Annotated in this window: 20 protein-coding genes; all 20 read right to left on the minus strand. The window is 71.3% G+C overall.

Features of this window, described 5'->3' with window-relative positions; all coding sequences use genetic code 11:
- Positions 1-27 precede the first annotated feature (27 nt).
- The 20 genes from gshB to SOM08_RS21440 all read right to left on the minus strand — a co-directional run bounded on the left by gshB (position 28) and on the right by SOM08_RS21440 (position 17398).
- Positions 28-978: a glutathione synthase gene (gshB, locus tag SOM08_RS21345; protein ID WP_322469697.1), complete on the minus strand. Its 951-nt coding sequence runs from the start codon at positions 976-978 to the stop codon at positions 28-30.
- Entirely contained in the window at positions 975-2165 is a 1191-nt protein-coding gene (locus SOM08_RS21350; protein ID WP_116959972.1) for a benzoate/H(+) symporter BenE family transporter, read from the minus strand. The genes gshB and SOM08_RS21350 overlap by 4 nt, the downstream gene beginning before the upstream one ends.
- Before the next feature lie 60 nt (positions 2166-2225).
- Positions 2226-2636, minus strand: coding sequence for a SirB2 family protein (locus SOM08_RS21355; protein ID WP_181936522.1), 411 nt, complete (start codon positions 2634-2636; stop codon positions 2226-2228).
- A 3-nt stretch (positions 2637-2639) separates the two neighbouring features.
- Positions 2640-3062: an RrF2 family transcriptional regulator gene (locus tag SOM08_RS21360; protein WP_116959973.1), complete on the minus strand. Its 423-nt coding sequence runs from the start codon at positions 3060-3062 to the stop codon at positions 2640-2642.
- Between the two features lie 13 nt (positions 3063-3075).
- Entirely contained in the window at positions 3076-3492 is a 417-nt protein-coding gene (locus SOM08_RS21365; protein WP_116959974.1) for a group III truncated hemoglobin, read from the minus strand.
- A 107-nt stretch (positions 3493-3599) separates the two neighbouring features.
- On the minus strand, positions 3600-5471 hold the full coding sequence (locus SOM08_RS21370; protein ID WP_322469698.1) for a potassium transporter Kup: 1872 nt from the start codon (positions 5469-5471) through the stop codon (positions 3600-3602).
- A 146-nt stretch (positions 5472-5617) separates the two neighbouring features.
- Entirely contained in the window at positions 5618-6910 is a 1293-nt protein-coding gene (gene gshA, locus SOM08_RS21375) for a glutamate--cysteine ligase (RefSeq protein WP_070400871.1), read from the minus strand.
- A 148-nt stretch (positions 6911-7058) separates the two neighbouring features.
- On the minus strand, positions 7059-7445 hold the full coding sequence (locus SOM08_RS21380) for a RidA family protein (RefSeq protein ID WP_322469699.1): 387 nt from the start codon (positions 7443-7445) through the stop codon (positions 7059-7061).
- Between the two features lies 1 nt (position 7446).
- Positions 7447-7809, minus strand: a complete 363-nt coding sequence (locus SOM08_RS21385; RefSeq protein ID WP_116959977.1) for a DUF1304 domain-containing protein — start codon at positions 7807-7809, stop codon at positions 7447-7449.
- 34 nt (positions 7810-7843) lie between these two features.
- Positions 7844-8293 carry an SAM-dependent methyltransferase gene (locus tag SOM08_RS21390; RefSeq protein WP_070400874.1) on the minus strand — a complete coding sequence of 150 codons (450 nt, stop codon included), beginning with the start codon at positions 8291-8293 and terminating at the stop codon, positions 7844-7846.
- Entirely contained in the window at positions 8290-8766 is a 477-nt protein-coding gene (locus tag SOM08_RS21395) for a DUF1772 domain-containing protein (RefSeq protein WP_322469700.1), read from the minus strand. Before SOM08_RS21395 ends, SOM08_RS21390 begins: the two co-directional genes overlap by 4 nt.
- A gap of 178 nt (positions 8767-8944) precedes the next feature.
- Positions 8945-9334, minus strand: coding sequence for a YciI family protein (locus tag SOM08_RS21400; RefSeq protein ID WP_116959978.1), 390 nt, complete (start codon positions 9332-9334; stop codon positions 8945-8947).
- Positions 9335-9358: 24 nt separating this feature from the next.
- The gene (locus SOM08_RS21405) at positions 9359-9748 is read right to left on the minus strand and encodes a DUF488 domain-containing protein (protein ID WP_322469701.1); all 390 of its coding nucleotides are present in this window, start codon (positions 9746-9748) and stop codon (positions 9359-9361) included.
- An 85-nt stretch (positions 9749-9833) separates the two neighbouring features.
- A complete protein-coding gene (locus SOM08_RS21410) occupies positions 9834-11114 on the minus strand; it encodes a glutamate-5-semialdehyde dehydrogenase (RefSeq protein ID WP_322469702.1) in 1281 nt (426 codons plus the stop codon).
- Positions 11115-11254: 140 nt separating this feature from the next.
- Positions 11255-12220: a tripartite tricarboxylate transporter substrate binding protein gene (locus SOM08_RS21415; RefSeq protein ID WP_322469703.1), complete on the minus strand. Its 966-nt coding sequence runs from the start codon at positions 12218-12220 to the stop codon at positions 11255-11257.
- Positions 12221-12234: 14 nt separating this feature from the next.
- Positions 12235-13788 carry a sulfatase gene (locus SOM08_RS21420; protein ID WP_322469704.1) on the minus strand — a complete coding sequence of 518 codons (1554 nt, stop codon included), beginning with the start codon at positions 13786-13788 and terminating at the stop codon, positions 12235-12237.
- Positions 13789-13792: 4 nt separating this feature from the next.
- Positions 13793-14842 carry a porin gene (locus SOM08_RS21425; RefSeq protein ID WP_322469705.1) on the minus strand — a complete coding sequence of 350 codons (1050 nt, stop codon included), beginning with the start codon at positions 14840-14842 and terminating at the stop codon, positions 13793-13795.
- Between the two features lie 149 nt (positions 14843-14991).
- The gene (locus SOM08_RS21430) at positions 14992-15888 is read right to left on the minus strand and encodes a LysR family transcriptional regulator (protein ID WP_322469706.1); all 897 of its coding nucleotides are present in this window, start codon (positions 15886-15888) and stop codon (positions 14992-14994) included.
- Between the two features lie 39 nt (positions 15889-15927).
- The gene (locus SOM08_RS21435; protein WP_416186978.1) at positions 15928-16401 is read right to left on the minus strand and encodes a DUF3237 domain-containing protein; all 474 of its coding nucleotides are present in this window, start codon (positions 16399-16401) and stop codon (positions 15928-15930) included.
- A gap of 4 nt (positions 16402-16405) precedes the next feature.
- On the minus strand, positions 16406-17398 hold the full coding sequence (locus SOM08_RS21440; protein WP_116959986.1) for a Bug family tripartite tricarboxylate transporter substrate binding protein: 993 nt from the start codon (positions 17396-17398) through the stop codon (positions 16406-16408).
- Positions 17399-17465 lie beyond the last annotated feature (67 nt).

Here is a 17465-nt window from a genome sequence, read left to right on the forward strand (position 1 = left end):
CACCGGCCGCGATGGCCAGCCATCGCGTCAGCCCAGCGCCGCCTCCAGTGCGTCCACGAACATCGCCGGCACGTCGAAGCCGGTCTGCTGCTGGATCTCCTGGAAACAGGTGGGGCTGGTGACGTTGATCTCGGTCACGCGGTTGCCGATCATGTCCAGGCCCACCAGCAGCAGGCCGCGCGCGGCCAGCGTGGGCGCCATGGCCTCGGCCACGGCGCGGTTCTCATCGGACAGCGGCTGGGCCACGCCCTTGCCGCCGGCCGCCAGGTTGCCGCGCACCTCGCTGCCCTGCGGGATGCGCGCGAGCACGAAGGGCGCCACCTTCCCGCCGATGAGCAGCAGGCGCTTGTCGCCCTCCACGATCTCGGGCAGGTAGCGCTGCACCATCACGCTGGTGGCGCCGCCCTGGTTCAGGGTCTCGATGATGGAGCCCAGGTTCAGGCCGTCCTCGCGCACGCGGAAGATGCCCATGCCACCCATGCCGTCGAGCGGTTTGAGGATCACGTCGCGCTGCTCGGCGTGAAAGGCGCGCACGGCGTCGGCCGAGCGCGTCACCAGGGTGGGCGGCGCGAACTGCGGCCACTCCATCAGCGCGAGTTTTTCGGGGTGGTCGCGCAGCGCGGCGGGCTTGTTGAACACGCGCGTGCCTTCGCGCTCGGCCTGCTCCAGCAGGTGGGTGGCATAGAAGAACTCGCTGTCGAAGGGCGGGTCCTTGCGCATGAGCACGGCGTCGAAGGTGGCCAGGGCCTCGCGGCCCTCGCCGCTCAGGTCGAACCAGTGGTCGAGTTCGCCGGTGAGGCGCAGGTGCCGCACCTGCGCGGTGACACGGCCGCCGCTCACCCATTGCAGGTGGCGCGGCTCGCAGGCCGCGAGCGCGTGGCCGCGGCGCTGCAGCTCGCGCATCATCGCGAAGGTGCTGTCCTTGTAGGTCTTGAAAGCTTCGAGCGGGTCGGCGACGACCAGGATCTTCTTCGTCATGGGCGGAGGTGTTTTTTCGCGAGGCCGTACTGTTGCACAAAGAGCGCGGCGGCGCCGGCCACCACCCCCCAAAAGGCCGAGCCGATGCCGGCTATCACCACGCCGCTGAGCGTGACGAGGAAGGTGATGAGCGCGGCCTCGCGGTGCTCATCGTCCTTGAGCGCGGCGTGCAGCCCGCCGCCGATGCTGCCCAGCAGGGCGATGCCCGCGATGGCCATCACCAGCTCGCGCGGGAAGGCGATCAGCAGGCCCGTGACCAGCGCACCCACCAGGCCGATGGCCACGTACAGCGCGCCGCACACCACCGCGGCGGTGTAGCGCTTGTCTCGGTCGGGGTGGGCCTCGGGGCCCATGCAGATGGCGGCCGTGATGGCCGAGAGGTTGAGCGCGAAGGCGCCGAAGGGCGCCAGCACCAGCGTGGCGATGCCCGTGACGGTGAGGATGCGCGAGATCGGCATGTCGTAGCCCGCCGCACGGATGGCCGCCACGCCCGGCAGGTTCTGCGAAGCCATGGTGACGATGAACAGCGGCAGCGCCAGGCTGGTGAGCGCCGCCAGGCTGAAGCTCGGCGCGGTGAACACCGGCACCGCCCATTCGAGCCTGAGCGCGCCCGCGTTGAAGCGCCCGCTGGCCAGCACCTGCGCCACGCCCGCGAGCAGCGTGAACACCACCGCGTAGCGCGGCGCCAGGCGGCGCGCCACCAGGTAGACCAGCAGCATCAGCACCACCAGGCCCAGCGCGGTCTGCGCCGCACCGAAGGCCTGCAGGCCAAAGCGCGCCAGAACGCCGGCCAGCAGCGCCGCGGCGATGGCCATGGGGATGCGGTTCATCACCCGCTCGAACCAGCCGGTGGCGCCCGCCAGGGTGATGAGCGCCCCGCAGACCAGGAAGGCGCCGATGGCGTCGGACATCGAGAAGCCGCCGGCCAGGCCCGCGCTGGCCAGCACCGCCGCGCCGGGCGTGCTCCAGGCCACCATCACGGGCTGGCGCAGCAGCAGCGAGGGAATCGCCGAGCACAGGCCCATGCCCAGGCCCAGCGCCCACATCCAGGACGTGATCTGCGCCGGCGTGGCGCCGAAGGCCTGCGCGGCCTGGAAGACGATCGCCACCGAGCTCGTGAAACCCACGAGCACCGCGACGAAGCCGGCGGTGGCGGCGGAAAGGCTGAGGTCCTTGAAGAATCGCATCGCGCGATTCTGCCGGGACAGGCCCGGCGCCGCTGGCGCGGGCCCGACCGGCCGGCGGCCTCAGCCCGCCGGCAGCAGGCGCAGCAGCACCGCCGGATCGTGCGCCCGCGCGACCGTCACCATGGCCGCGAAACAGGCCAGGGCCGCCGCGAAGGCAATGGCCCGGCCCGTGGGCGTGCGCGCCCGCCGCAGGGCCAGCGTGCCGAGCACGATGTAGGCCACGAGCAGGCCCAGCTTGAGTTGCAGCCACGGCGTGGCGAAGGGGTTGAGCCGCAGCGCCGCGAGCAGCAGCAGGGCCGCCATCAGCAGGGCGGTGTCGATGAACTGGCTCAGACGGCGCACCGGCGCGGCCAGCGGCGCGGCCGAGCCCAGCAGCACGCCCACGCCGCGCGCGGCGAACAGCCCGCCGCTGCTGAGCGCCAGCGCGACGTGCGCGGCCTTGATCCAGGGGTAGGCCAGCAGCAGGTCCATGGCTCAGGCCCGCCGCAGCACCGCCGCCGCCGGGGGCAGCAGGTCGGCCAAGGTGTGGCCGTCCAGGTGCGAGAGGAAGCGCTGGAGCGCGCCGTCCAGCACGCCCGCCAGCCCGCAACGGCCGGTGAGCGCGCAGCGGCTGTCCTCGCCGAAGCACTCGACGAGCAGGAAGTCCGGCTCCATGCCTCTCACCACCGCGCCGAGGTTGATGTCGGCTGGCGCGCGCGCCAGCCGCATGCCGCCGCCCTTGCCGCGCACGGTTTCGATCCAGCCCTGGCGGCCCAACAGGTGCGTGACCTTCATGAGGTGGGCCTCGGAAATGCCGTGCGCCTGCGCGACCTCGGCGATGGTGCACAGCCGCCCGGGCTGGCGCGCCACGTACATCAGCAGGCGCAGCGCGTAGTCGGTCAGCGTGGTCAGGCGCATGGTGTCAACCGCCTCAGGGCGTGGCGCCGGCCGGGTTCAGGCCATGGGGCAGGGCCTGGGGGTCGCGGCCCATCTGCCAGCCCATCCACAGGCTCTGGGCGATGCGCCCGGCGAGCGCGCGGGCCTGTACCGCCAGGCGGCGGTTGGGCTGCGCGTCGGCCACTTCGCCGAACAGCGCGAGCCAGCGCTCGAACAGCTCGGCGCTCAGTTCGGGCAGGGCCGCGTGTTTCTGCATGGGGTTGCCCGTGTAGCGCCCGGTGCGCCGCAGCACCGAGGACCAGAAGTCCACCAGCTTGTCGAGGTGGTGGTCCCAATCGTCGATGCGGGCGTTGAAGATGGGCGCCAGGACCGCGTCCTGGCGCACGCGCGCATAGAAGGCGTGCACCAGCACCTTCAGCTCTTCCTCGGTGCACAGATCGGTCGTGGTCATGGGGCGTCCTCGTTGCTGCTGCCGCAGGACAGCGATCAATAAGATCTATTTTATTTCGATCTTATAGGGCGGCCAAATCCCTGCTGCCCTCGCGGGCCTCGAAGGCCTCAGATCTCGACCTTGGAGCCCAGCTCCACCACCGCGTTGGCCGGCAGGTGCAGGAAGGCCGCGGCGCCGGCGGCGTTGTGGTGCATGGCGGCGAAGAGCTTCTCGCGCCAGGGCGCCATGCCGCTGCCCAGCGTGGGCGTGACCACGTCGCGCGACAGGAAGTAGCTCGTGGTCATGGGCTCGATCTCGCAGCCGCGCAGGCGCAGCGGCTCCAGCGCGGCGGGCACGTCGGGGTCGTTCTTGAAACCGTAGTGGATGGTGACCGCCCAGCAGTCGTGGCCCAGGGGCTCGACCTCCAGCCGCTCGCTCATGCCGATCCAGGGCACCTGGTGCGAGCGCACGGTCACGAACAGGTTCTGCTCGTGCAGCACCTTGTTGTGCTTGAGGTTGTGCAAGAGCGCGTTGGGCACGATGCCCGGATCGGCCGTGAGGAACACCGCCACGCCGGGCACGCGCAGCGGCGGCTCGACGAACACCGCGTCGAGGAAGCCATTGAGCTCCAGTGCCTCGGCCTGCTGGGCCTTGGACATGAGGCGGCGCCCCTGCTTCCAGGTCATCATCAGCGTGAAGACCGCGCCGCCGATGACCAGCGGGAACCAGCCGCCATGGAACAGCTTGAGCATGTTCGAGCTGAAGAAGGCCAGGTCGATGACGAAGAACAGGCCCGTGGCGCCCACGCACAGCCACAGCGGGTATTTCCAGCCGTAGCGGATGACGAAGAAGGTGAGCGTGGTGGTGATGAGCATGTCCAGGGTGACCGCGATGCCGTAGGCCGAGGCCAGGTTGCTGGAGGACTTGAACATCACCACCGCCAGCACGATGGCGGTGAACAGCGCCCAGTTGACGAAGGGGATATAGATCTGCCCCGTGTCGCGCACGCTGGTGTGGCGCAGGTTCAGGCGCGGCAGGTAGCCGAGCTGGATGGCCTGCTTGGTCACGCTGAAGGCCCCCGAGATCAGCGCCTGCGAAGCGATCACCGTGGCCGCCGTGGCCAACACCACCAGCGGCAGCAGCGCCCAGGTGGGCGCCATGCGGAAGAAGGGGTTGCTCACCGCGCTCGGGTCGGCCAGCAGCAGCGCGCCCTGGCCGAAGTAGTTCAGGGTGAGGCAGGGCATGACCACCGCGAACCAGGCCAGGCGAATCGGCTTCTTGCCGAAATGGCCGAGGTCGGCGTACAGCGCCTCGGCGCCGGTGACGGCCAGCACCACCGCGCCCAGGATGATGAAGCTGATGCCCGGCTGCTGCCACAGGAAACGCAGCGCGTGGTGCGGGCTGAGCGCGCCCAGGATTTCGGGGTGGTGCACGATGTGCGAGACGCCCAGCGTGGCCACCGCGAGGAACCACAGCAGCGTGATCGGCCCGAAGTAGCGGCCGATGCCGCCGGTGCCGCGCTTCTGCACCCAGAACAGCACCAGCAGCACGAGCAGGGTCAGCGGGATCACGTAGTGCTGCAGCGCGGGCGAAATCACCGTCAGGCCTTCGACCGCCGAGAGCACCGAGATCGCCGGCGTGATGACGCCATCGCCATAGAACAGCGAGGTGCCGAAGATGCCGATCACCATCAGCGCGCGGCGCAGCGCCGGCTTGTCTTTCACCGCATTGGCGGCCAGCGCGAGCATGGCGATGAGGCCGCCCTCGCCCGCGTTGTCGGCGCGCAGCACCAGCACCACGTACTTGAGCGAGACGATGGTCGTCAGCGTCCAGAAGATGATGGACAACACGCCATAGACGTTGCGGTGCGTGAAGGGGACGTGGCCGGACCCGAAGATCTCTTTCACGGCGTACAGCACGCTGGTGCCGATGTCGCCGTACACCACACCGATGGCGCCCAGCGTGAGGGCGGCCAGCGAGGACGGGGCGCGGGAATTCAAGCGAGAAGCCCCGCCGGGTTGCCGCGGGGCGTGAACTCAGAAGAGGCGGATTCTGCGCCCGCCAGACGCAGGGCACCACCGGCTGGGGCGCCTAAAGCCATGGTCTGCGTGGATTTTGTTGCACCGCAACAACCCCGACCGGCCTGTCAGTCGAGGTTTTCGGCCTCGGGGTCGGTGGCTTCCAGCTCGTAGCTCGCCGCCAGCATGGCCAGGCGGCCGATGACGCCGTACATATAGAAGCGGTTGGGCACGCTGGCGCCGGGCTTCACGCCGGGCTGCGGCAGCTGGGCGCTCTGCTCGAAGGCCAGGGGCACGAAGCTGGAGCCCGGGGCGTTGAGGTTCTCGTCCTCGCCGCGGTCGGCGTGGATGCGGTAGAAGCCGCCGACCACGTAGCGGTCCATCATGTAGACCACGGGCTCGGCCACGGCGCTGTTGATGCGCTCGTGCGTGAGCACGCCCTCCTGGATGATCACCTCGCTGACCGCCTGGCCCGCCTGCACCGTGGCCATGCGTGCCTTGGTCTTGGGCGAGAGCTTGTCGATGTCCTTGGCGTCGCGCACCGTCATGATGCCCATGCCGCCCGTGCCGTTGTCGGCCTTGATCACCACGAACGGCTTCTCGTTGATGCCGTATTCCTTGTACTTGCGGCGCACCTTGGTGAGCAGCGCATCGGTGTTGCTGCGCAGGCATTCCAGGCCCGCGTCGGCCTCGAAGTCCACCTGGCCGCATTGCGCGAACAGCGGATTGATGAGCCAGGGGTCCATGCCCAGCAGCTTGCCGAAGCGCTTGGACACTTCCTCGTAGGCCTTGAAGTGCAGGCTCTTGCGCCGCGTGCCCCAGCCCGCGTGCAGCGGCGGCAGCAGGTACTGCTCGTGCAGCTCTTCCAGGATGCCGGGCACGCCCGCGCTCAGGTCGTTATTGAGCAGGATGGTGCAGGGATCGAAGTTCTTCAGGCCCAGGCGGCGCTTGCCGCGCTGCAGGGGCTCCAGCGTGACGTGGCCGCCGTCGGGCAGGTCGATGCGCGTGGGCTCGGTGATCTCGTTCGACAGCGAGCCCAGCCGCACATTGAGCCCGGCCATGTAGAAGATCTTCTGCAGCGTGGCCAGGTTGCTCAGGTAGAAGCTGTCGCGCTGGTTCTCGGGCACCAGCAGCAGGTTCTTGGCCTCGGGGCAGATCTTCTCGATGGCGGCCATGGCGGCCTGCACCGCCAGCGGAATCATCTCGGGCGTGAGGTGGTTCCAGCCGGCGGGAAAGAGGTTGGTGTCCACCGGGGCGAGCTTGAAGCCCGCGTTGCGCACGTCGACCGAGCAGTAGAACGGCGGCGTGTGCTCCATCCATTCCAGCCGGAACCAGCGCTCGATCACCGGCGTGGATTCGAGGATGCGCTGCTCGAGTTCGTTGATCGGGCCGGTGAGGGCGGTGACGAGGTGGGGGACCATGGCGGGGCGGGAGAACCGGGCGGGAGGGCCAGTGTAAATGGGGACGGTGACGGGCATTCCAAGCGCCCGCCGGCGCCCGGCCGGCGGCTCGGGCAAGGCTTCGGCCCGCCCCGGCGAGCGGGCGATGCCGGCCCGCGCCCGAGGGGCCTCAGGCCGACGACCGGAGCGCGGTCACTTCGATCTCGATGCGCATGCGCGGGTCGGCCAGGCCAGCCGAGATCATCATGGCCGCCGGCCGCACCTCGCCGAAGAAGCGGCGCAGCACGGGCCAGGTTTTCGGGAATTCGCCGCCGTCGGGCAGCACGTAGGTCACCCGCACCACGTCGCGCAGGCTGGCGCCGGCCTGCTGCAGCGCGGCTTCGATGTTGCGCAGGCATTGCTCGGTCTGCGCCTCGATGCCGGGCGCGATGTCCATGGTGGCGTAGTCGAAACCGGTGGTGCCTGAGACGAAGACCCAGTCGCCCTGGACCACGGCGCGCGAGTAGCCGATCTCCTGTTCGAAGGTGGAGCCCGATGAGATGAGGGTGCGTGGCATGTCAACGGCCCAGAAAGAGCAGCACCAGGCCGAGCGTGGCCGGTACCGCCTGGATGAACAGGATGCGCTTGCTGGCCGTGGCCGCGCCGTAGAGGCCGGCCACCAGCACGCACAGCAGGAAGAAGACCTTGACCGCGAAGCCCGCCGGCCCCAGCGCCAGGCCCCAGAACAGGCCCGCCGCCAGGAAGCCGTTGTAGAGGCCCTGGTTGGCCGCCAGCGTCTTGGTCTGGGCCGCGAACTCGGGCGTGAGATTGAACGCCTTCATGCCCTTGGGCTTGTCCCACAGGAACATCTCGAGCACGAGGATATAGACGTGCAGCAGGGCCACGAGCAGCACGACGGCGTTGGCGAGGGTGGCAAGCATGGGCGGGGTCTCCGGGGAATCGGACCGGGCGATGCTAACGCGGGCGGGCCTCGCGGCCCCCGAGCGCCAGTTCGCGCAGCGGGTCGCCGCCGTCGATGAACAGGCGCCCGCCGTCCACCAGCGCCGCGCGCAGCCGCTCGATCGCGCGCCGGCCAGCCTCGGGGTGGCGCCCGTCGAGGGCGCCCACGCGAACGGCAAAGGCGATGTCATAGCGCGCTTCGCCGGGCGCGAGCGCGAAGTCCTCCACCGCCACCTCGCGAAACGCCAGGCGCCCCGAGGCCAGCGCCTCGCGCGAGCCCGCGAGGGCCTGCGCGATGGCCTTGGCCGAGCGGTCGATGCCCAGCACGTGCCCCGAAGGCCCCAGGCGCTCGGCCACCGCGCGCGCGGCCACGCCCGGGCCGCAGCCGATCTCCAGCACCCGCAGGCCCGGGCGCAGCGGCAGCGCGTCGACGATCGCGGCGAGCCGTGGCGAGAGCGCGCTCATGCCTTCAGCGCCAGGCCCAGCGCCAACAGCGCCAGCGACGCGGTGCCGAGCGCGCAGCGCACATGGTTCCAGCGCAGCCAGTCGCGCACGTAGCGCGGCCACAGCACCGGCGCCTCGCGCAGGTCGGTGCGCGCCAGGCGGTCGTTGAGCGGCACGTTGCAGGCCATGGTCACGCCCAGCGGGCCGATCAGGTAGGTCAGCGCGCCCGCGCACCAGGCGATCGCCCCGGCGCCGCCCTGCCACAGCGCGCCGATCAGCAGCAGCAGGCACAGCACGGCCGTGCCCAGGAAGGGCAGCAGGAACAGCGGGCGGATGATCAGCCGGTTGATGCTTTGCATGGTGCTCATGCCGGCCTCGGCCGGCTGTTCGAGCAGGGCGCGCATGGTCACCAGGGAGAAGGCGTAGAGCAGGCCGGTGACGAGGCCCCCGCCCACGATGGCGGCGATGGCGATCCCTTGCAGCAGCGTGACCATGGGACCGCTCAGGCGCGCGCCGCGGGCGCTTCGAGGGGGGCGTGGAGGTGCGTGCGGCGGTTCAGGCGTTGCGGTGGGGTGCTCATGGACAGCTCCTTTCTGGGGCGGGGGAAACCCAAACGACGGCCGAGACCCCCGGTGGTCGACGCGCCCCGGGTAAACCCCGACGCCTCCGGGCTCAGCGCGCCGCCGCGGCCCGCCCGGTGGGCGTTTCGTTGCCCTCGCGGAACGCGCTCGCGCGCTCGGCTTCCAGCGGCCGGATCTCGAAGCTCAGCCCGAAGGCCAGGCAGGGGTTGCGCGAGGCGATGCGCGCGGCCTCGTCCAGGCTGGCGGCGGTGATGAACCAGTAGCCGCCGATGATCTCCTTGGCCTCGGTGAAGGGGCCGTCGAGCACGCGCTCGCGCGTCACCAGCCGGCAGCCCGTGCCCAGGCGGCTGCCGGCCCGGAGCACACCGGCCGCGGCCTGTTCGTCGAACCAGGCGTAGAAGGCGTCGATGGCGCCCTGGATCTGTTCGGGGGACCGGTCGGCGTCCCATCGGCCTCGGGACAGCAGCAGGAATTCGCTCATGGGCGGTGTCTCCAGACGGGGGGGTCAGTGGGCCAGGTCCGCGCCGGCCGCGGCCAGCAGCTCGCGCAGCACGGAGCGGTGGCAGTGCGACTCGTGCTCGCAGTAGCAGCCCACCGAGAAGTCGCTGCCGTGCGACATCGCCGCCAGCAGCGCGATCGCATGGGCATTCTCGGGCGTGGCCATCTCGGCGCGGTAACGGCGTGTGAACGCGGTCCACTCGGCCGCCGTCTTGGCCTGCTGGGCCTGCTTCATGGTCTGCAGGCTGGGCGCGAGGTTGGGGAACCAGACGTCGTACCAGTCCTGGCGGGCGAACTCGCTCTTGGGCACGCCGCGCGGTGGACGCCGCACCGTGCCGATGCGCAGGCCCTCGTTGTTCGCTCGCGGGCTGCCGAGCCGCACCACCCTGATCGCCATGGCTGTCTCCGGTTCCGTGGACCGGCGACAGCGTAGCCGGTTCAGGCCCGGGCGCGCAAACCGCGCCGCGCCTGGGGGGCGGCGCTCAGCCGCGCACCTCGCCCTCGCCCAGCACCACGTACTTGAGCGAGGTCAGGCCTTCCACGCCCACCGGGCCGCGCGCGTGGAATTTGTCGGTGCTGATGCCGATTTCGGCGCCCAGGCCGTACTCGAAGCCGTCCGCGAAGCGGGTGCTGGCGTTCACCATCACGCTGGCCGAATCGACCTCGCGCAAGAAGCGCTGGGCGTGCCCGTGGTCGGTGGTGAGGATGGCGTCGGTGTGGTGGCTGCTGTAGCGGTTGATGTGGGCGATGGCCTCGTCCACCCCGTCCACCAGCTTGACGCTGATGACGGGCGCGAGGTACTCCTCGAACCAGTCCTGCTCGCTGGCGTCCACCAGGGTCGCGCCGGCCACGCCGGCCAGCAGGGCCTTGCTCTCGGGGCAGGCGCGCATCTCCACGCCCTTGGCCGCGAAGACGGCACCGATCTTCGGCAGGAAGTCCTTCGCCACGCCGCGCGCCACCAGCAGGCTTTCGGTGGCGTTGCAGGGGCTGTACTTCTGCGTCTTGGCGTTGTCGGTGACCTTCACCGCGAGCGCGATGTCGCAAGGGTCGTCCACATAGGTGTGGCAGTTGCCGTCCAGGTGCTTGATGACGGGCACCTTGGCCTCGGCGCTGATGCGCTCGATCAGGCCCTTGCCGCCGCGCGGGATGATCACGTCCACGTACTGCGGCATGGCGATGAGCTGGCCCACGGCCGCGCGGTCGGTGGTGGGCACCAGCTGCACCGCGTCGGCCGGCAGGCCGGCGTCGATCAGCGCGCGCTGCACCAGGGCGGCCAGGGCGCGGTTGGAGTCGATGGCCTCGGAGCCGCCGCGCAGGATGGCGGCGTTGCCGCTCTTGATGGCGAGCGAGGCGGCCTCGATCGTCACGTTGGGGCGGCTCTCGTAGATCATGCCGAAGACGCCGATGGGCACGCGCATCTGGCCCACGCGGATGCCGCTGGGCATCTGCCGCATGCCCATCAGCTCGCCGATGATGTCGGGCATGGCGGCGAGCTGCTCGCAGCCCTGGGCGGCGGTCTCGATCACCTTGGGCGTGAGCTTCAGGCGGTCCACCATGGGCTCGGCCAGGCCGTTGGCGCGGGCGCGCTCGAGGTCCTTGGCGTTCTCCAGCGCCAGCGGTTCACCGGCCTCGCGCAGCAGCGCGGCCAGGCGGCGCAGCGCCTGCGCCTTGGCCGCGACGCTGGCCTTGGCCATGAGCCGCGACGCCGCCAGGGCCTGCTGGCCCAGGGTGTGCATGAGTTCGGTGGTGTTGCTGGCGTTCATGGACGGGATTTTCGCACCGGGGGCCGACAACCGCCCGGGCGCCCGCGCCATGCACCCAGGCCGCCGGGGTCATGGGCCTGGGCCGTCCTCGGCGAGGCGCGGCCCGGCGCCCGGCGCCCGGCGCCCGGCGCCCGGCGCCCTCAATCCTGGGTGATCTTCTCGTCCAGCACCACCTTGCGCCAGCGCTTCGACTCACTGGCCACGAAGGCACCGAAGGCGGCGCCTTGCGCGCCACCGGGCTCCGCGCCCGAGGTCTCGATGCGCGAGGCCACGTGCGGGTCGGCCAGGGCCGCGACCAGGGCGCGCTCCAGCCGCGCCACGATGGGCGCGGGCGTGCCGGCGGGCGCGGCCACGCCGGTCCAGCCGCGCAGGTCGATGCCGGGGTAGCCTGCCTCGGCCAGCGTGAGCAGGCCGGGGAAGGCCTTCTTGCGCTGCGGCGCGGCAATGGCCAGCGCCACCACCCGCCCCGCGTTCAGGCCCTGCTGCGCCGCGGCCGAGCCGGAGAGCACCACGTCCACCGTGCCGCCCGTCAGGTCGGTGACGGCCGCGGCGATGGTGCGGTACGGCACGTGCCGCAGCTCGATGCCGGCGGCCCGCTGCAGCAGCGCCATGCCCAGGTGCGACGGTGTGCCCGCGCCCGCGCTGCCCAGCGTGAGCTGCCCGGGCTGGCGCCTGGCCAGGGCCACCAGCTCGGCCAGGGTCGTCACGCCCAGGCCCTGGCGCGCCAGCAGCACGGGCGACTCGGTGGTCAGCTGGGTCACGGCCACGAAGTCGCGCTGCAGGTCGAAGGGCGTCTTCGCGCGCAGGGCCGGCGTGACCGCCGACTGCAGGTTGATGAGGCCGACGGTGTAGCCGTCCGGCGCCGCCTTGGCGAGGGCCTCCACGCCGATGATCCCCTGGCCGCCGGGGCGGTTGTCCACCACGATGGCCTGGCCGAGCTGGCGGGCGAGCACGTCCTGCAGGGCGCGGATGGCCACGTCGGCGGGTGAGCCCGGGCCGCCGGGCACGATGACGCGGACCGGGCGCGAAGGCCAATCGCTGGCCCAGGCGGATGGAATGCTGGCCAGGCCCAGGGCCGAGGCGGCGATGAAATGGCGGCGTTGCATGCTGGCTGTCTCCTTCAGGCCGCGTAGCGCGCCGGTGGACTGGTGTCCACGGCGGCGAGCATCTTGCGCAGCAGTTGTTGCATCAGTTGGGACTGGGTGTCGCGGTGCCCGGGCGCCTCCCAGAGGTTGTGGGTTTCGCCGGGGTCCTGGTGGTGGTCGTACAGCTCGCCCCAGGACTCGCCCTGGTAAACGCTGAGGCGGTGGCGCTCGGTCAGCAGGCTGCGCACGCAGGCCGGGCGCTGGAAGCCCTGGCGCGTGCGGCTGTCCTGGTACTCGATCAGCAGCGCGTCCCACCCGCGGCCCCGGCCGTCGAGGCAGTCGAGCAGGGAGCGGCCCTGCAGCCCGCCGTAGGCCTCGACGGCCGCGCGCGCCAGCACGCTGGGCGCAATGTCGATGGTGGAGGCGAGCGCCTGGCTGACCGCCGGCTCGCCCTGTCGCGGATCGCACCAGATGAAGGGCACGCGCGTGATGCCGCGCGAAGCCAGCGCGCCCTTGAGCATCAGGTTGAAGTCGCCCAGGTAGTCGCCATGGTCCGAGGTGAAGACGATCACCGTGTCCTCGCGCTGGCCACTGTCGTCGAGCGCGCGCACGATGTCGCCGACCGCGTCGTCGATCATGGCGATCATGCCGGCGCTCAGCGCCATCGCCTCACGGATCTCGCGCTCGGTGGCGAAGAACGCGTCGTGCGGGCCCTGGCGCTGGCGGCTGCCGTCCAGGAAGCGCTCGCGGCACCAGGCGATCGGCGGCGGCGGGTTGTGGTGCGCCTCGTAGGGCAGCCGCAGCCCGAAGTCCGCCGGGTCGTACAGTCCCCAATAGCGGCCGGGCGGGGTGAAGGGGTGGTGCGGGTCGGGGAAGGACACGAAGGCGAAGAAGGGCTGTTCCTGCCCGCGCGTGCCGCGCAGGAAGTCGACCGCGCGGTCGCGGATGTAGCTCGTCGGGTAGAAGGCCTCGGGGATCGCGGTGCGGTGGGCCTGCGGGCACACGTAGCCGTGCGGCAACTGGCTCGAACGATCACGCAGCCGATCGGCCTCTGGCAGGTGGCGGCGCAGCCACTGCAGGTAATGGCCACCCGCCTGGTCGCCATGGAAGGTCACCAGGTCGACCTCGTCGTAGCCGTAGTACGGCGTGCGCAACGGGTGGCGCTCCAGGCCCGCGTAGTGGCCCGGCTGTTCCTGCGTGTAGTCGCCGCCGTCGTCTTTCCAGGCGTCGACGGCGGGCGCCGCCGCGCCGCCTTCGGCCGGCCGGTCCGTCATGGGCTGCACATGGCTCTTGCCGATGCTGGCCGTGCGGTAGCCGGCGCGCCGCAGCTGCTCGACGAAGGTGGTGGCACGCACCGACAGCGCCGCGCCGTTGACGCGCAGCCCGTGCGCCGAGGGGTAACGCCCCGTGAGCAGCGAGGCGCGGTTGGGCATGCACACCGGGCTGGCGGCATGGAAGCGCTCGAAGCGCGTGCCGCGTGCGGCCAGCGCGTCGATGTGCGGCGTGCGCAGCACCGGGTGGCCGTAGCAGCCCAGGTGGTCGGCGCGGTGCTGGTCGGTGACGATGACCAGGAAATTGGGCCGGCGCATGGGCTCAGAAGTTGTGGCGGATGCCCAGTGCCAGGGCGCGCACGTCGTCGCCGCTGCCGGCGGTGACCGGGGCCAGCGCCAGCGTGTTCGCGGCCGTGCCCTGGTTGTTCAGGCGCAGCAGACGGCCGTACAGCGTGGTGCGCTTGCTCAGCCGGTAGTCGTAGCCCACCGCCATGACCTGGGCGTCGTTCGGGCTGTTGCGCAGGTCGCGGCGATTGAGCTCGGCCATCCAGCGGTGCGGGCCCAGGTCGTAGGCGGCGCCCAGCACGGTGTGCGCCGCGCGGCGCGCGCCGGGGGCGGTGCTGTCCGACACCAGGTAGGCGGCCGACAAGGTGAGGCCGCCGATCGCGTAGCTGCCGTTCAGGCCCTGGGTCTGGTTGTGGAAGGGCGTGGCCGCGGCGCTGCCGCTGTCCAGGCGCTGGGCCGCGTAGCCGATGAAGTAGCGCTCGCCGCGGTAGCTGGCGCCGAAGGCCAGGATGCCGCCCACACCGGCGGCGCCTTCGTCCGGCGCCACCGCGACGTCCACGCGCAGCCCCTTGGCCCGGGGGCCGCCGCCGTAGCGGTAGCGCAGCAGGTTGGACTGGCGCATCGCCAGGCCCACCGTGCGCGCGGCCGCGGGCTGGCCGTCCACGCTGCCCGCGAGCTGCACCGGCGCCCAGTTCGCGTTCATGCCGAACGGCACGGTGGCCAGCAGGTTGAAAAACAGCGGCGTGTACTGGCGCCCGGCCTCGACGGTGCCCCACGGACCCTGCAGGCCCACGAAGGACTGGCGGCCAAAACCGCCGCCCAGGGGGATGGTGCCGTTGTCCATGGTGAGGCCCATCTCCAGAACGAAGTGGGCCGACAGCCCCCCGCCCAGGTCCTCCCGGCCGCGAAAGCCCAGCCGCGAGACCGCGTTGCCGCCTTCGTTCACCACGGTGCGCGAGTCGCTGCCGCGGATGCTGCCGACGTAGAGGTCGGCGATGCCATAGAGGCCGACGTCCTGGGCCAGGGCGCTCAGGCCCGGGGCGGCCAGAAGGCCCAGCGTCAGGGCCTGGCGGATGGGGTGCTTCACAGTGTCTCCTCTGGGTGATCGGAAACTCGCACTGTGTCAGCGCGGTGTCCGCGCGGCCAATACTTTGTCATGAGGCCGCCATTGCGTTGCGCAATGGATCGACCGGGGGCCTTGCCGCCAAGGGACGTCTTGCTACCCGAATGAGAGCATCAGGAGCGCTTGACGGCCTCGGACAACAGGCGCGCGAGCAGGGACTCGCCCACCAGCATGGCCTCGGACCAGCCGGCCTCGGGCGCCATGGCGATGCGCACGTGCCGCTCCAGCCCCCCCTCGGCGATGGGCAGCGCGATCAGCCCCGGGCGCTGCACGGCGCGGCGCGCGGCGAAGGTCGAGAGAATGGTCGCGCCCACGCCCTGCTCGCACAGCTCCAGCATCGACGACAGGTCCTCGATGCCGCCGAGGATGCGCAGGGACAGGCCCAGGCGCTCGGACGCGTCCATGACCAGGCGGTGCGCCGGCTGCATGGGCGACAGCAGCAGCTCAACCGCCAGCGCGTCCTGAAGCCGCGGCCGGCGCGGCAGCGCGCGCAGCCGCTCGCGCGAGCCCACGAGGGACAAGCGCTCCGAAAAAACCGTGCCCCGCGCGCCCTCGACGGCCGTGGCCGACACCAGCGTGGCCATGTCCAGTTCGCCCTTGTGCAGCAGGCGTTCCAGTTCGGCCGAGTAGCCCACGCGGAGCTGCGGCTGCACGCCCGGCATCGCTTCGCGGATGGCCCCGAACAGCCGCGCGCTGAGCAGGGGCGAGAGGCTGCGCAGCAGGCCGATGCTGAGCACGCCTTCCACCACGCCGGCCTTCTCGCGCGTGGCCGCGGCCGCGTAGTCGATCTGCCGCAGGATGCGCTTGGCGCGTTCGTACAGTTCGGTGCCCGCCGGCGTGAGCGCGGTGCCCACGCGGCCGCGCACCACCAGCTTCACGCCCAGCCCACGCTCCAGGTCGCCCAGGCGCTGGCTCAGCGCGGGCTGCACGACGTGCAGGCGCCGCGAGGCTTCGGTCAGGCTGCCGGCCTCGGCGATGCCGACGAAGTACTTGAGCTGGCGGATGTCCATCGGCGGTCCTTGGTCCGGCGCGGCGCGCCGCGCGTGAGCCTAGCGCAGCGCGAAGCAGGCGATGTCCACGCGGTCCGGGTGGCGCACGCCGCTGCCGACGAAGAGGCGCTCGTTGATCCAGCCCAGCGCGGCCGACGAGGTCTCGAACGCGGGCACGCAGCGGAAGTACACCTGAGAGGGATCGACCGGCTCGCCACGCACCAGCTTCGCCGTCACCGCTGGCGGCGCCACGCGGATCGCCTGGTTGCTGACGTAGATGAGGTCACCGCCGTCGGTCTCGAGCACGTAGCGCGCGTCCAGCCGCGCCAGCGAGGGCGTCACGATGGCCTGGAAATCGGCCCCGCCCGGCAGCACGCGCCCCGTCCAGCCGTCGCCGCTCACCGTTCCGCCCGTGATGGGAATGACGCGCCGGTTGCCGGCCGGCGTGGGGCCGATCTCGTGCACCGGCCCCACCTGCACGCTGAGCTGCGCAAAAAAGTCGAGCCCCGGGGCGGCCGGGGCGGCGTTGTGCACGCGCTCAGTCATTCGCCTTGAACCCCGTCGCCTTGACCACCTGCGCCCAGCGCGCGGTTTCCGCGGCGATGGTCTTCTCGAACGCCGCGCCGCTCTCGGTCGGCACGTCGAAGCCCTGGGCCTCGAGCTTGCCCTTGTAGCCGGGGTCGGCCTGCGCCTTCACCGCCGCCGCCATGATCGCGTCGGTCACCGCCGGGGGCGTGCCGGCGGGCGCCATCAGGCCGAACCACACCGTGGTGTTCAGGTCACCGTGGCCCAGTTCCGCGAGCGTGGGCACCTGCGGCAGGAAACGCGAGCGCTGGGCGGAGGTGACCGCCAGGGCCTTGAGCTTGCCGCTCTGCACGTGCGGCAGGGCGCTCTGCAGCTGCGTGAAGCCCAGCGGCACCTGGCCACCCAGCAGGTCGGTGATCTGCGGTGCCGAGCCCTTGTACGGGATGTGGACCATGGGCACCTTCAGGCGCTCGCTGAACTGAAAGCCCAGAAAATGCGACGGCGTGCCCGGGCTGAACGAGGCGTAGGCGGCCTTGTCCGCGTGGGCCTTGAGCCAGGGGCCCAGATCGGCCAACCGGTCCACCGGCACCGAGGGGTGCACGACCAGCACCAGCGGGCTCTCCACGCCCTTGGCGATGGGCTTGAAGTCCGATGGCTTCCACGGCAGCGACGGGTAGGCCGAGGGGTTGATGGTGAACATGGCCTGCGTGCTGATCCACAGCGTGTGCCCGTCGGGCGCGGCCTTTCGCACCTGCTCGGCGCTGAGGTTGCCGTTGGCGCCGGCGCGGTTCTCCACCACGAAGGTGCCGCCGGTCTGGCGCGCCAGTTGGTCGCCGAGCGTGCGGGCATAGACGTCCACCGCGCCGCCCGCCGGCGTGCCCACCACCAGCGTCACTGGGCGGGAGGGCCAGGTCTGCGCGGCCAGGGGCATGGCGCCGCCGAGGGCCAGCAGCGGCATCAGCCACTGGCCGAGTCGGCGCAGCGCGGTGGAGGGGCGGGGGGTCATGGCGGGTCTCCGGTGAATTGAGGGGAACCGCGCAATCTAGGCTTGTCAGAATGATTGACAAAGCGAA

The sequence above is a fragment of the Hydrogenophaga sp. SNF1 genome (genome assembly GCF_034421675.1).
GTDB classification, from domain to species: Bacteria; Pseudomonadota; Gammaproteobacteria; order Burkholderiales; family Burkholderiaceae_C; genus Hydrogenophaga; species Hydrogenophaga borbori.